Origin of the sequence: Burkholderia sp. F1 (assembly GCF_050813845.1) — a bacterium.
Classification (GTDB): Bacteria; Pseudomonadota; Gammaproteobacteria; order Burkholderiales; family Burkholderiaceae; genus Burkholderia; species Burkholderia ubonensis.
Window position 1 is genome coordinate 563827 of the sequence record NZ_CP172423.1, and the last position, 13727, is coordinate 577553.

Below are 13727 nucleotides of genomic sequence, written 5' to 3' on the forward strand. Positions count from 1 at the left end.
TGACTCAGCGCGCGGCCGCGGTGGCCGCGGTGGCCGCTGCATCAGGCGACTTCCACGCGCTCGCGGCGACCGGGACGCCGTCGGCCAGACGCTCCATCCCTTCCACGACGACCTTCTGGCCCGCCTGCAGCCCCGACTTGATGCGGTAGCTGCGGCCCGCCTGCTCGCCGAGCTCGACCGGCTTCAGATGCGCCTGGTTCTTCGCGTCGAGCACCCAGACCTGCGCCTTGCCGTCCGCGCGCACCACCGCCTGTTGCGGCACTGTCAGCGCGTTCGCGTAGTTCGCGCGCGGAATCCGGGCGCGCACGTACATGCCCGGCAGCAGCAGCCGCTTCGAGTTGTCCACCAGCACGCGCACCAGCACGTCGCCGGTGCCGGCATCGACGTTCACGCCGGAGAACAGCATCCGGCCTTTCACGTCGTAAGGCGTGCCGTCGTCGCGCAGCACCTCGACCGGCAGGCCGGTGCGGGCATAGCCGTCCTGCGACGCCAGCGTGTCGCGCAGGTGCTGGAGCGACGACGCCGGCTGGCGCACGTCGACGTAGACCTGGTCGATCTGCTGGATGCGCGCCATCGGCACGGCGTCGGTGCCGCTGACGAGCGCGCCCTCGGTCACGAGCGCCTGGTCGATGCGGCCCGTGATCGGCGCCTCCACCGTGGCGAACTTCAGGTCGAGCTGCCGGCGCGCCAGCGTCGCGCGCGCCTGCGCGACATCGGCCGCGGCCTGGTCGCGCTGCGACACGGAATCGTCATAGACCTGGCGGCTGATCGCGTCCACTTCGACCAGCGGCTTGAGCCGCGCCGTCTGCACCCTGGCGCGCTCGAGCGCCGCCTCGGCCCGCTGCAGCGCGGCGGCGGCCGTGTCCATGTCGGCCTTGAACGGCGCCGGGTTGATCTGGAACAGCGGATCGCCGGCGCGCACCTCGGTGCCCTGCTCGAACATCCGGCGCAACACGATGCCGCTGACCTGCGGCCGGATCTCGGCGATCCGCACCGCCGCGATCCGGCCGGGCAGGTCCTCGGTCAGCTTCAGCGGAGCCGGCGCCACGGTCATCGCGGCGACCGGGGTCGCAGGCGGGGCGGCCGGCTTGTCGGATTGCCCGCAGCCCGCCAGCAATGCGGCCACCAGCGCGTAGACGCCGCCGTAGCGGGCCAGTTGTTCATTCTTCATATGGACTCCATGAGACGCAGGCAGCCAATTGCCGACCCTGACACGCGGCAGTGTGCGTGCGCCCGATGGCGTTTCTTCTACGGTAGTATGGAGATTCGATGGAGCCGCCGAATGGATGCAACGTAGTGGTCACGCCCGACACCCCCAAGCCGCCCGGCGCGGCTCACCATGCCCAAGCCTTGATCCTCATTGCCGAGGACGAGCCCGAGATCGCGGACATCCTCGCCGCCTACTTCGCGCGCAGCGGCTTTCGCACCGTGCACGCCGCCGACGGGCGCCGCGCGCTGGATCTCCACCTGTCCGTCAAGCCCGACCTCGTGCTGCTCGACGTGCAGATGCCGCACGTCGACGGCTGGAAGGTGCTGACCGAGATCCGCCACCGGGGCAGCACCCCCGTCATCCTGCTGACGGCGCTCGATCAGGACATCGACAAGTTGATGGGGCTGCGCATCGGCGCGGACGATTACGTCGTCAAGCCGTTCAATCCCGCGGAAGTCGTCGCGCGCACGCAGGCGGTGCTGCGCCGGTCGATGGCCGCGTTGCACGACAGCGAGCAGCGCGTGCTGCGCGTGCCGCCGCTGGAAATCGATCTGGACCACTACGAAGCCGTGGTGCAGGTCGGGCAGCAGCGCCATTCCCTCACGCTGACCCTGACCGAGTTCAAGTTGCTCACGCAACTGGCGCGCGCGCCCAAGCGCGTGTTCAGCCGCGCGGAACTGATGACCGCCTGCCTGCCCGAAGGCGACGCGATGGAGCGGACCGTGGACAGCCACATCAGCAAGCTGCGCAAGAAGCTGGAGGATCTCGGCGTCAAGGGCATCCCGTGCAGCGTGCGCGGCGTCGGCTACAAGCTCTGGAGCCTCGAATGAAGCTGGAGGGAATGAGCCGCCAGATCGCGCTGTCGATGGCGACCATCGCGTTCGGCGTGGCGGCGCTGCTCATATCGACGTCCTATGCTTTTTACTTTCTGACATTCCGTTACTGGCCCAAGCTATGCGCGCAAATGGGCTGGGTGCCGACCGGGCCGGAATGGGCATGGCTGATCGCCACCACGCTGCTCGGCCTCGCACTGGCCGTCCTGATGGCGATCAGGCTCGCGCGCCGGATCCTGGTGCCGCTCAACTCGGTGGCGAACGGCATCCGCCGCGTCGCGCAGGGCGATCTCGACGCGCGCGCCGTCGCGGGCGACCGCTCGCTGCACGAAGCGGCGTTGCTGGCCGACGACTTCAACGCGCTCGCGAGCGAACTGCAACGCGTGACCGCGGAGCGGGCATTCTGGAATGCCGCGATCGCCCACGAGCTGCGCACGCCCGTCACCATCCTGCGCGGGCGGTTGCAGGGCCTGGCTGACGGGGTGTTTCCGTCCGACGAAACGCAGTTCCGCCGGTTGCTGACCCAGGTCGAGGGGCTCGGGCGGCTGATCGAGGACCTGCGCGTGGTCGGCCTCGCGGAAAGCGGCCATCTGAACCTCCAGGTGCAGGAGGCCGACCTGGGCGCCGACGTCGAGGCCGTCGTCGCGGTGTTCGACGATGCGCTCAAGGCGGCGGGCCAGCATGCCGTGCTCGACCTGGACGAGCGTCCCATGCGCTGCGACCCGGTGCGGATCCGGCAAGCGCTGCTGGCCCTGCTCGAAAACGCGCGCCTGCACGCGGTGCCCGGTTCGATCCGCATCCGGACGCGCGTCGAGCACGGACGCTGCCATCTGAGCGTCGAGGACGATGGGCCGGGCATCCCCGCCGACTTCGCGCCGCACGTGTTCGACGCGTTCAGGCGGGCGGACGGGGCGCGTTCCGGCAAGGGCACCGGCCTCGGGCTGGCCGTCGTGGCGGCCATTGCGCATGCGCACGGCGGACAGGCGACGTGCCGTCCGGCCGCCGGCGGCGGCACGGTGTTCGAATTGCAGTGGCCCGATGACCTGGCGTCGGCGCGCATGCCGGAGCGGGTTCAGGCCTGAAGGCGGTGCGCTGTCGCGGCGATTCGAGTAGGCGCGGGATTTCGCCAGGTGCGCCGCATTACAACGGCTTTCCCGCGTCCTGTTCACGTAACAGCGGTAACGCCGGGTTTCAATGCACGCGCCACCCCTCCCACCATTCACAGTTTGGTATTCAATAGAAATAGCCCGGTTCCCTGTTTGGGCCGGGTCTGTATTCGCTTTGGGTAAATCGTATGAACGGGCGCAACTTGTGCCAGTTGGCACTGGTGCTTGCGGCAATCACCGGAACCGGTGCGGCTCTGGCCGATCATCCTCATTTCCACGGGGGCCATCACGGCTTTCATCACTCCCGGGTACACGTCTTTGTCGGCTCGGGCTTCGGCTTTGGCTATCCTTTTGGCTACCCTTGGTACTACTACCCGCCGGAAGTGGTAGCCGTGCCAACCTCGCCCCCGCAATACATCGAACAGGCGGACGAGGTGATGCAGCAAAGCAGTTGGTATCGCTGCGACCAACCCGAAGGTTTCTATCCCTATGTACAGACCTGTCCTGGGGGCTGGCGCGAGGTACCCGCGCAGCCGCCGGCCAGCAACTGAGCAAAGCAGAGGTGTCGTCATGCCTCCCATGTCTGCCAGATACCTGCCCGCACTAGCGGCGCTAACGCTTGCCGCGTGCACCGTGATGCCGACGGGCCCCAGCGTGATGGTGCTGCCCGGTACCGGCAAGAGTTTCGATCAGTTCCGCGCCGATGACGCCGGCTGCCGCCAATATGCGCTCGGACAGGTGGGTGGAGCGACGGCGTCGCAGGCGAGCGCACAAAGCGCAGTCGCCAGCGCGGCCGTCGGCACCGCAGTGGGGGCTGCCGCCGGAGCGGCCTTCAATGGTGGCCCCGGTGCCGCGGTGGGTGCGGGCGCGGGCCTGCTGGCCGGTTCCGCGTTGGGCGCCGGCAATGCTCAGTACTCCGGCCATGCCGTGCAGCGCCGCTACGATATAGCCTACGTGCAGTGCATGTATGCGAGCGGGCACCGAGTGCCCGTCTATGGCCAGATGGCCGTGGCGCCGAAGCCAGGACGGCCTGTCTATGCCCCGCCGCCGCCGCCACCCAAGAGCCCGCCAAGCACGACGCAATAGCCACGCCGCAAGGGGATCCTCCTTTACGTGACACAGAGCAAATCCGCTGTCCAATCAGCCGCATCATTCCGCCAATCCGGATCACGCGGCCAATGAAGGAATAATCGCCCAAAGCGATTTCCGGCCCGCATTGATCCCGGCACGGAATGCGAACGATTGCCGCACCTGTCAGATGAAGCAGGTGCCTCAACAATCGTTTTTCATGCACAGTTTTCCCCCGCGGGATGCTTCCCGCTTTCCGCCATCCGGCGTGCGTGACGACCCGGCAGCGCGCGGTGACTTCGACACGTCGCGCGCCGCCTCGAAACCGTCATCCATGCGATGGCAATATCCTCAGCCGGACAAGCCGGCCCGCGTGCCCGGGCCGACCGCCCTCCGGCGCTTCGATCCGCCGCTTCAAGATTCACGCAATCGTATCTGCTTGTGTCGTGACAAACGCAGCAGCCAGCCATTCGACTGCTGCGCCCATGGACGCTTCGTGCATTCGAACCCTCGACGAAACAGGAGTATTGCCGTGAAATTCCACCGCACCCTGGCGGCTGCCGCGATCGGCACCGCATTGTGTTCCCGTGCCGCCTTTGCCGTCGATCCGCTGCCCGCGCTGGGCGCCGATCCCGCCCATACGTCGGTCTCCGGGCTGTCGTCCGGCGCGTTCATGGCCGTGCAGTACCAGGTCGCCTACTCCGACTCCGTGGTCGGCTCGGGGATCGTCGCCGGCGGCCCCTACTACTGCGCAACCGGCAAGCTGGCGAACACCAGCAAATGCATGGGGATGCTCCCGGGCGTCCTGCCCAATCCCGCGCAGTTGCTGCGCACCGCCAAGGGCTTCGCCGCGCGCGGCGAGATCGATCCGCTCGCCGGCCTGCAGAACGACCGCATCTACGTGTTCAGCGGCACCAAGGATACGGTGGTGTACCAGCGGGCCGTCGACACGACCGTGTCGTTCTTCAAGGACGCCGGCGTGCCGGAAGGCAATCTCAAGTACGTGAAGACGGTCCCGGCCGGGCATGCGCTGATTACGCCGGATTTCGGCAACAACTGCCCGATCACGGCGACCCCGTACATCAACCATTGCACGGTCGACAAGCAGAGCTACGACCAGCCGGGCGCGTTGCTGTCGTTCATCTACGGCCCGCTGAATCCGCCGGCCGACCAGCCCGGCGGAAAGATCATCGCGTTCAACCAGCGCGAGTTCGCCGGCACCGCGACCGGGATGGCCGATCAGGCGTATGCGTATGTGCCGCAGGCATGCACGCAGGGCACCGCGTGCCGGGTCCATGTCGCGTTCCACGGCTGCAAGCAATCGGCGAGCGTCGTCGGCGACGACTTCTATCAGAAGACCAGCTACAACCGCTGGGCCGACACCAACAACATCGTGGTCCTGTACCCGCAGGTCGACGCGTCCACCCAGCCGAACAACCCGCAAGGCTGCTGGGACTGGTTCGGCTATACGGGCAAGGATTACGCGGTGAAGGCCGGCGTGCAGATGGTTGCCGTCAACGCGATGATCGGGCGGCTCACGTCGAAGCCCTGACGCGGCGGAGCGAACGCATGCGCCGGGCGGGTGCGGCGCATGCGGGACGGGCTGGCGACGCCTTCGACGATTCGCTGCGCGACGTTGACCACCGGCAGTGCGTTGCCCCCACCCGCGCGCTCACCCGGCCAGCAGTTCCGCCCCGCAATCGTCTCCGGCCGCCGCGCGGCCGTCGCTGCGACTCTGCGAAATCCCGACCAGCTGTTCGGCCGGCTGCGGCCGTGCCAGCAGGAACCCTTGCACCTGGTGGCAGCCGATCTCCTGCAGAAACGCCAGCTGCTTCTCCGTCTCCACGCCCTCCATGACGACGTCGAGACCGAGCGCGCGCCCCATCGCGACAATCGCCCGCACGATCGCGTCGTCCGGACTGTCCGAGCCGCAATCGGCGAGAAACGACCGGTCGATCTTCAGCGTATCGACCGGCAGGTCCTTCAGATACACGAGCGACGAATAGCCGGTGCCGAAATCGTCGATCGCGAGGCTGATCCCCCGGGTCGCCAGCTCCCGCAGCAGAATGCCGATTTCCTCGCGCGTGTTCATCGCCATGCTTTCGAGCAATTCGAGCTGCAGGTATTCGGGCGGCAACGCGGTCTCGCTGAGAATGGTCGTCAGGTCGGCAAGGAAGCTGTCGGCGAAGCACTGCCGCGCCGACACGTTCACCGCGATGCGGCCGAATTCGAAGCCGTCGTCCAGCCACCTGCGCGCCTGCCGGCATGCTTCGCGCAGCACCCACTTGCCGATCGGCACGATCAGCGCGGATCGTTCCGCGAGCCCGATGAAGTCGCCCGGCGGCACGAGCCCCTTGTGCGGATGCAGCCAGCGCAGCAGCGCCTCGACGCCGACGATCCTGCCGCTCGACAGATCGTATTGCGGTTGATAAAAGAGACGGAATTCGTTCTGCTCGAGCGCGCGGTGCAGTTCGCCGAGCGTTTCGAGCTGCTCCATCGCCGACGACGTCATCTTGCTCTCGAAGAACTGGAAGACGTTCCTGCCCCGGCTCTTCGCGCCGTACATCGCCTGATCCGCGAGCAGCATCAATTGCTCCGCCTCGGCGCCGTCGTCGGGATAGATGCTGATGCCGATGCTCGGCGTCACGAAGATCTCGCGGCCGCCGAGATCGATCGCCTGCCCCACTTCATCCAGCAGCTTGCGCGCAATCCGCCCGACGTCGCGGACATCGTCGAATTCCTCGAGTACGAGCGCAAATTCGTCCCCGCCCATGCGCGCCACCGTGTCGCTCGCGCGCACTCCCGCGACGATCCGGCCGGCCACCACCTTCAGCACTTCGTCGCCGGCGTTATGGCCGAGCGTGTCGTTGACGAGCTTGAATCGATCGAGATCGAGATACATCACCGCGACCTTGCCGCTGCGCCGCTTCGCTTGAACGATCGCATGCGCCAGCTGCTCCTCGAACAGCGTCCGGTTCGCGAGGCCGGTGAGCACGTCGTGCGTGGCGAGGTAGCCCAGCCGCTCCTCTGCCTGACGCCGCTGGGTGATGTCGGAGAAGATCGCCGCGTAGTGCGAAATCTTGCCGTCGTTGTCGCGAATGCTGGTGATCGTCAGGTATTCGAGGAACAGCTCGCCGGTTTTCCGCCGGTTCCAGATTTCGCCTTGCCAGTGGCCGTCGGTCGTGAGCGAATGCCAGAGCTTCTGGTAGAAATCCGGCGTCTGGCGGCCGGAACTCAGCAGGCTCGGATCACGCCCGACCACTTCGTCCTCCGTGTACCCGGTCAGGCGCGTGAACGCCTGGTTCACGCGCTCGATCCGGGCGTGCCGGTCGGTCACCATGATGCCTTCGAGCGCCGACTCGAAGACCCGATCCGCCATGCGCAGGTTGAAGCGCGCGAGGCCGAGCGCTTCGTCGCGCTCGCGCAACGCGCTGCGAAGCTCGTTGACGTATTCGTGCTCGATACCCTGCAGGACGTCCGCAAAACTGAGCAGCCCGGTGAGGCCGCCGTGGTCGTCGCGAATGCCGACATGGCGCATGTTCTGCTGCATCATGTAGCGGTGGGCCGCGTACAGGCTCTGATTCGTGGCCAGCATCTGCAGCGGCTTGCTCGCATGCTCGCCGACAGCCCCCTGCAAGCCGCCCCCCGCAATCAGCCGGACGATGTCGCGCTCGGTCAGGATGCCATGCTCGCCATCGTCGTAGGCGACGAGGACGGCATCGAGCCTCTCCGCGCGCATCCGCGCAACGACCTCATGCAGCGCGACATGCTCGGGCACCATGACGGGCGAATGGACGCGAATCGATTCGATCGGCTTCAGGCGCAGGAAGAACTCGGCCCCCTGGTTCACCACGACATCGGTCTGGGTCAGCACGCCGATCGCAACGCCGTCCCTGACGACCACGAAGTGACGGACGCCCGACTGCTTGAACTTCACCGCCGCTTCGCCGAGCGGCGTATCGGCCTCCAGCGTCAGCACCGGGCTGCTCATCACGTCGCCGACCGGCCGGTCGAGCGCCTGCGGGCTGTCCCCGGCCGCCAGCGCGTCCTGCTCGGTCCAGATGCCGACGACCTCGCCTTCCTCCATCACGACGATCGAACTGCAACGCTCGGCGAATATGCGTCGGGCGACCTCTCGCACCGGCGTGGTTCGCGTGCAGGAAAGTATCGGACGCGCAACGAGGCGCGCAATGGGAACATCGTAGGTGCTCGGATACATGCTCAGACCAAAGACAGTGAACCCTCGTACGCGAGCTTCGATCCGGCAACCGGCGGGCTTGCGCGCCGCGGCAAGCGGCTTGCGCCCGCACGTGCCGTCGACGGCTGCGGATCCCATGACCTCGCAAACAGGAATTGTGACCGATCGCTCGGCGCGTCGCGGCGGAGAACACGGCACACTGGCCTCGATGGCGCATCTGACGATCCCGTATCAACGTGGCCCACGCTTCGGGTCGCACATACCCCGAGGTGACCATCCCGGGTTAACGACAGGTTCGGGCAAGAGTTGAGGGCCGCGGCGACCGCGGGCGCGGCGCGCCGGCTCGGCGAATCGACCTGTATAACAAATACATCGCCACGTCGTTACCTTACGGTATCGCAATAATTCAATTTTATTAAATATTAAAATAAAGTATTCATCTTTTCATGCACCCTCGCGCATCCGAGCTGTCTATACAGCGGCATTATGAGATGCCGGCGTAGAGTGCGCATTCGGGAGATCCGCGCCAACGGTTCTTGATTATTCGGTTCCATTCCGATAGCGTGCCGCACACCGTCAGGAAACACATAACTCGGCTGTTTCATTCGTCGCGACATACCGAGTTCCGGAGGGGGGCGACATGTTATCGGTTGACGGTGACAGGAAGCTCCCTCGAAGAACGCTTCGCTTGAATGACCATTTTTTCGATCGCTGAAAGACGTGCCGCCAAGTGCTTGCATAGGCTTGCGATCGCATGTCGGTCAAGCCACGTCATATGGAACGCGCATGAGAATCCACCCGATTCCGCCCCTGCAATGCCTTGTCTTCTTTGATGCCGCCGCCCGGCATGGCAACTTCACGCGTGCAGCCGAGGAACTGAACGTGACGCAAGGCGCGGTCAGCAAGCAGGTCGTCAAGCTGGAAAGTTTCCTGGGCATGCAATTGTTCGTGCGAGACGCAAAGGCGCTTCATCTGACGCGTGCCGGGCAAACCTATGCCGACCGGATTCACGACATGCTGGTTTCCTGCTCGGAGGCCACGGCGCTCGTCATGAAAGAGCCGACTCCCCATAGCATCACGATTGCATGCGCATCCGGCACGGCCAGCATGTTCCTGACTCCTATCATTGCCGAATTCAGCCGCGAGTACCCGAGCGTGGCGATCCGGATCCTGGTTCGGGAGGGGGTTTTCAATCTGAATCCCGCCGAATTCGACATCGGCGTTTATTACATTCGCGACGCGCCGCCCCCCGGCATGAGCGGCATTCGCATCATCGAGGAAGAGGTGCACGCGTATTGTGCGCCGAATTATCTGGGCCGCCGGCGTGTCCTGCCGCTCGAATTGATGAGTTCGACATTGCTGGTCGCGGAGGAACAGCAGCGTCAATGGATGAGTTGGCGCGACTGGTTTCATCTGTGCGACAGCGAGATCACGTACAAGCCATTGCGTACGATCACCGCCAACAGCTATCCCGTATTGCTGCAGCTTGCGCTGCGCGGCCACGGCGTCCTGCTTGGATGGAACCATATGATCACGCCGCTGGTTGAAAGCAATGACCTGGTGCTCGCGTCGGATGCAAGCGCAAGCTTCGGCGGCGCGTACCAGCTGGTTTGGCCCGACGATCGGCGCGATACGGCAGCCGTGGCGCGATTCCGGGAGTGGCTGCTGAAGCGGATGCCACGCAGGCGATAACCAGGCATTCCAGAAACTCGGCCTTGCCGGAAAAAATTTCAGAGTAAATAGTCAGGAAAAACCCGTACCATTGGCTGCGCCACTGATCAATGCCAATGGCGCCATAACATCAAAATCCGAGGTCACAAGAATATGGAAACCACCGTTGGCTTGCACGACAGCAGGCGAGACTCCACCGCACAGGAAAGGACGAAGGCTGTCGTCGCCGTCATCATCGGAAATGGATTCGAGTGGTTCGATTTTATTTCCTATGGTTTCTTTTCGGTCATTATTGCGAAACTGTTCTTTCCCACCTCGGATGACAACCTGTCCCTGCTGCTGTCCGTTTCCACGATTGGCGTTGGATTTTTCATGCGGCCGGTGGGCGGCATCATCCTCGGAGGCATGGCGGACAAGATCGGGCGTCGTGCAACGCTCGTTATCACGATATCGTTGATGACGGTCGGCACGGCCTTGATTGCCTTTGCGCCGACCTACAAGGATGCCGGAATATTCGCGCCATTGATGATCGTGTGCGCGCGCCTGCTGCAAGGTTTTTCCGCCGGCGGCGAAATGGGTGGCGCCACCGGATTCCTGAGAGACCATGTGCCTGCCGAGCGGCTGGGCTACTACACCAGCTGGATTCAGGCGAGCATCGGATTTGCGATCATTCTTGCATCGGTTCTGGCGGTCGTGCTCGTCAAGTATCTGAGTGTGGATCAGGTCGAGTCATGGGGGTGGCGCATACCGTTCCTGATTGGCTTGTGCCTGGGGCCGCTCGGGATCTACATCCGCAACCAGGCGCATGATTCCACGGAGGACGTTTCCCGCGTTCGGGAGCGCACGCCGGTGATCGAGATTGCGCGCCGGTGGAAGAGCAAGGCGCTGATCGGATTCGGTCTGGTGATTTTTTGGACCGTGTGCTCGTATGTCCTGCTCTTCTATATCCCCACGTATGCAACAAAAGTGCTGCACTTGCCGGCATCGACAGGGTTTATCGCCGTTCTCGTCGGGGCGTCGATCGTTCTTTTCGTCACGCCCGTTTTTGGTCACCTCTCCGATCGATACGGACGGCGTCCGTTTCTCATGGGGGCGCTCGTCATGGCCATCATTGCCGCGCACCCGCTGTTCAAGCTCCTGAATGCGAGCCCCGGGCTGCATTCGCTGCTGCTGTTCCAGATCGTGTTCGGACTTGTTATCGCGTGCTATGAAGGGCCGATCCTCGCCGCGTTGAGCGATACGTTTCCGCGTCAAATCGTCTCCACGGGCATTTCGATTTCGTACAACCTTGCCGTCATTACGTTCGGGGGCTTTTCCGCAGCGATTCTCACGTGGGCAATTGCAGCAACGCAGAATAATCTTGCTCCGGCTTTTTACGTGATGGGAACCGCTGCCCTCAGCTTTATCGCAACGGCATGTTGGTCCCCGCGCAAGGAGTGAGCCGTTCGCGTGAGCGGAACATCTCGTCGAATTCAACGATCGGGGATGGAAATTTATATAGGCAACGTAAAAATGAGCGAACTGAATTCTGAAACCTATCGAGAGCTCCAGGCGAGATTGAAGTCGGTGTCGGAGGCGGCCGAGATTGCACGGAAAAAGGAAGCTGCGGACGCGATCAAGGCGATACGACAGACCGTCTGTCAGTACGGCATTTCCGCGGAGGACATCTTTGGCCGAGCCAAGCCGAACGGAGGTCGAGGGAAACGCCGTGGTTCGGTCGCTCCGAAGTACCGCAACCCGGAAACCGGCGCGACGTGGAGCGGTCGAGGCAGACCGCCGCTGTGGATCGCGGGCAGGAGCCGGGACCCGTTCCTGATCACGCGGCAGCGTGAACGCGGCGCGAGATGACCGGTCGCTCGCGAAGGTCCCGACGGAATTCATGCGAATGGTCGCCGAGATAGCCCGTCGCTTTCCGGCTCGGGCACCTGCTCGGCCTCGAGTGCCTTAGGCGCGGCTGCATGGCCGTGTCCCGTCTGTGCTGGGTGGCCTTGCGTACCAGCGGATGGTTTCAGGCGATTGCTTGACAGCAATCGCCTTTTTTCTTGGCCGGACTCGGTCGAGCTGATTGGGTACGGCAACCGGTTTTCATCCGATCATCGAGCAGAGGCGTCACAGGCAACCCGCTTTGGCGCGCTCGCGCTGACGACCCGTTCCAGAACGGCATGATCCGGCGCCTCCTGCCCCGGGCAGGTGGTTTCCAGTTCCCGGATTGCTATTTTCGCGGTCCCTTCGAGCCGGCATACACCGCGTGGCCGCTCTGCCGGAATCCGCAGGCGGCGCGCCGCATCGCTCCGGTTCGTGAACACGAGCACGCCGGATCGTTGCGAACGATCGGGGAGCCGTTTCGCCGATGCATCGTCCTCTGTAAACCAGACGTCCGACCCGATCGCTTCGTCGTCGTAGTCGACCGCGTACTGTCCCGACAGCGTGACGACCCGTTTCATGTGAATTGCATGACAGGTTGACCCGTCGGCGTCCTGCGCCGCACCCATTGCCGGCACGACCCACGCACCGAGTCCAAGCGCCAGCGCGCCAAGCCCGCATGTGCGCCCCACGGTAAAAATCGCGCCTATGGATTTCCGGATCATTTGCAGTGATGTGCAGGTGGCCTGCGTGCAGTTTCTCATTGGGTGTCCGGCCATTGCTCAGATCCGCGACGGCATTCGGCACAATCTCGGCACCATCGGCGCAAGTCCACCGGATTTCGATCACCGGGCCAAACGGACGCCAATCACGCCGCCTGCCGCCCCCGCCCCAACCCCTCTTTCAAGCACCGCGCCAACTCCCCCACCGCCGCCGACCCTTGCCCCAGCGACACATGAAGATTGATCGCGAAGCCCGGCAATTCAGGCAACCCGCTTTCCGACGGCAGAACATCGAGGCCGTCCGGAACCGTCGACGCCAGCCAGGCCGTCACCGCCAGATCCGAGCGCACCGTCGCCGCCGTCGCATCGATGCTGCCGTTTTCGAACACGGTCCGCCACGCCCGCCCGCATTCGCGCAGCGCATCGAGCACCGCCTGCCGAAACCCGCAGGTCTCATCCACCATCGACACCGGCAGCGGCTGCATCCGATGCGCGCTTCCTCCTCGCGCCCCGACCCACACCAGCCGCTCGACGGCAATGCATTCGCCGCGCGACGCGCCCGCCGGCTCCTCGATCAGCGCCACGTCGATTTCCCCGCGCTCGAGCGCCAGCAGCAACGCCGGCGAAGCCGCACAGGTCAGCGCAAGCTCCACCTGCGGATGCGCCTGCGCATAGCCCTTCAGGATCGGACCGAGATACGCGCCGACGAGGTCTTGCGGCGCACCGAGGCGAACCACGCCGTCCACCGCGCCCGCCGTCATGTCCGTCCACAACGCGTCGTGAACGTCCAGCAGGCGCCGCGCGTGCCCCAGCATCCGCTCCCCCGCCGCGGTCAGGCGCAGGTCGCGATATTCGCGAAAGAACAACGGCCCGGACAGCGCCTCGAGCCGCGCGATCTGCTGGCTGACCGCGCCTTGCGTCAGATGCAGCACATGACCGGCAGCCGTCATGCTGCCGCGGTCGGCGACCGTGACGAAGGCGCGGAGCAAGGCGATGTCGAGATTGCGTGGCATCCCGGCATTATGGAGGCTAATGGCACGCATCAGGAACATTCGC

The 13727-nt window shown here is 64.7% G+C and carries 12 protein-coding genes; 8 read left to right on the forward strand and 4 right to left on the reverse strand.

Features of this window, described 5'->3' with window-relative positions:
- Positions 1 to 4: 4 nt before the first annotated feature.
- Positions 5 to 1171, reverse strand: a complete 1167-nt coding sequence (locus ACFIMZ_RS36760) for an efflux RND transporter periplasmic adaptor subunit (RefSeq protein WP_431825595.1) — start codon at positions 1169 to 1171, stop codon at positions 5 to 7.
- A 98-nt stretch (positions 1172 to 1269) separates the two neighbouring features.
- On the opposite strand from ACFIMZ_RS36760, the gene ACFIMZ_RS36765 reads away from it, so the two are divergent.
- The 5 genes from ACFIMZ_RS36765 to ACFIMZ_RS36785 all read left to right on the forward strand — a co-directional run bounded on the left by ACFIMZ_RS36765 (position 1270) and on the right by ACFIMZ_RS36785 (position 5769).
- Positions 1270 to 2040: a response regulator gene (locus ACFIMZ_RS36765; protein ID WP_431825596.1), complete on the forward strand. Its 771-nt coding sequence runs from the start codon at positions 1270 to 1272 to the stop codon at positions 2038 to 2040.
- Positions 2037 to 3125 carry an ATP-binding protein gene (locus tag ACFIMZ_RS36770; RefSeq protein ID WP_431825597.1) on the forward strand — a complete coding sequence of 363 codons (1089 nt, stop codon included), beginning with the start codon at positions 2037 to 2039 and terminating at the stop codon, positions 3123 to 3125. Before ACFIMZ_RS36765 ends, ACFIMZ_RS36770 begins: the two co-directional genes overlap by 4 nt.
- A gap of 212 nt (positions 3126 to 3337) precedes the next feature.
- Positions 3338 to 3700 (forward strand): hypothetical protein, encoded by a 363-nt coding sequence (locus tag ACFIMZ_RS36775; RefSeq protein WP_431825598.1) that lies wholly within the window; start codon positions 3338 to 3340, stop codon positions 3698 to 3700.
- A gap of 106 nt (positions 3701 to 3806) precedes the next feature.
- Positions 3807 to 4235, forward strand: a complete 429-nt coding sequence (locus ACFIMZ_RS36780; protein ID WP_431826047.1) for a hypothetical protein — start codon at positions 3807 to 3809, stop codon at positions 4233 to 4235.
- A 514-nt stretch (positions 4236 to 4749) separates the two neighbouring features.
- Positions 4750 to 5769: an extracellular catalytic domain type 2 short-chain-length polyhydroxyalkanoate depolymerase gene (locus tag ACFIMZ_RS36785; RefSeq protein WP_431825599.1), complete on the forward strand. Its 1020-nt coding sequence runs from the start codon at positions 4750 to 4752 to the stop codon at positions 5767 to 5769.
- Between the two features lie 120 nt (positions 5770 to 5889).
- Here ACFIMZ_RS36785 and ACFIMZ_RS36790 read toward each other — a convergent pair whose 3' ends face one another.
- Positions 5890 to 8436, reverse strand: coding sequence for an EAL domain-containing protein (locus ACFIMZ_RS36790; RefSeq protein ID WP_431825600.1), 2547 nt, complete (start codon positions 8434 to 8436; stop codon positions 5890 to 5892).
- Positions 8437 to 9201: 765 nt separating this feature from the next.
- On the opposite strand from ACFIMZ_RS36790, the gene ACFIMZ_RS36795 reads away from it, so the two are divergent.
- From ACFIMZ_RS36795 to ACFIMZ_RS36805, 3 genes are all read left to right on the forward strand, one after another.
- A complete protein-coding gene (locus ACFIMZ_RS36795; protein WP_431825601.1) occupies positions 9202 to 10107 on the forward strand; it encodes a LysR substrate-binding domain-containing protein in 906 nt (301 codons plus the stop codon).
- 132 nt (positions 10108 to 10239) lie between these two features.
- Entirely contained in the window at positions 10240 to 11526 is a 1287-nt protein-coding gene (locus ACFIMZ_RS36800) for an MFS transporter (protein WP_431825602.1), read from the forward strand.
- A gap of 72 nt (positions 11527 to 11598) precedes the next feature.
- On the forward strand, positions 11599 to 11934 hold the full coding sequence (locus ACFIMZ_RS36805; RefSeq protein WP_431825603.1) for an H-NS family nucleoid-associated regulatory protein: 336 nt from the start codon (positions 11599 to 11601) through the stop codon (positions 11932 to 11934).
- Between the two features lie 245 nt (positions 11935 to 12179).
- On the opposite strand, the gene ACFIMZ_RS36810 is transcribed toward ACFIMZ_RS36805, so the two are convergent.
- Positions 12180 to 12713, reverse strand: coding sequence for a hypothetical protein (locus ACFIMZ_RS36810; RefSeq protein WP_431825604.1), 534 nt, complete (start codon positions 12711 to 12713; stop codon positions 12180 to 12182).
- A gap of 104 nt (positions 12714 to 12817) precedes the next feature.
- On the reverse strand, positions 12818 to 13684 hold the full coding sequence (locus tag ACFIMZ_RS36815) for a LysR substrate-binding domain-containing protein (RefSeq protein WP_431826048.1): 867 nt from the start codon (positions 13682 to 13684) through the stop codon (positions 12818 to 12820).
- Positions 13685 to 13727: the final 43 nt, after the last annotated feature.

Bases quoted from the DNA above. Each gene is read 5' to 3' on its own strand.
- ACFIMZ_RS36790 (WP_431825600.1), bottom strand. From the start codon at position 8,436: ATGTATCCGAGCACCTACGATGTTCCCATTGCGCGCCTCGTTGCGCGT.
- ACFIMZ_RS36805 (WP_431825603.1), top strand. From the start codon at position 11,599: ATGAGCGAACTGAATTCTGAAACCTATCGAGAGCTCCAGGCGAGATTG.
- ACFIMZ_RS36775 (WP_431825598.1), top strand. From the start codon at position 3,338: ATGAACGGGCGCAACTTGTGCCAGTTGGCACTGGTGCTTGCGGCAATC.
- ACFIMZ_RS36760 (WP_431825595.1), bottom strand. From the start codon at position 1,171: ATGAAGAATGAACAACTGGCCCGCTACGGCGGCGTCTACGCGCTGGTG.
- ACFIMZ_RS36815 (WP_431826048.1), bottom strand. From the start codon at position 13,684: ATGCCACGCAATCTCGACATCGCCTTGCTCCGCGCCTTCGTCACGGTC.
- ACFIMZ_RS36780 (WP_431826047.1), top strand. From the start codon at position 3,807: ATGGTGCTGCCCGGTACCGGCAAGAGTTTCGATCAGTTCCGCGCCGAT.
- ACFIMZ_RS36770 (WP_431825597.1), top strand. From the start codon at position 2,037: ATGAAGCTGGAGGGAATGAGCCGCCAGATCGCGCTGTCGATGGCGACC.
- ACFIMZ_RS36795 (WP_431825601.1), top strand. From the start codon at position 9,202: ATGAGAATCCACCCGATTCCGCCCCTGCAATGCCTTGTCTTCTTTGAT.
- ACFIMZ_RS36765 (WP_431825596.1), top strand. From the start codon at position 1,270: ATGGAGCCGCCGAATGGATGCAACGTAGTGGTCACGCCCGACACCCCC.
- ACFIMZ_RS36800 (WP_431825602.1), top strand. From the start codon at position 10,240: ATGGAAACCACCGTTGGCTTGCACGACAGCAGGCGAGACTCCACCGCA.
- ACFIMZ_RS36810 (WP_431825604.1), bottom strand. From the start codon at position 12,713: ATGAGAAACTGCACGCAGGCCACCTGCACATCACTGCAAATGATCCGG.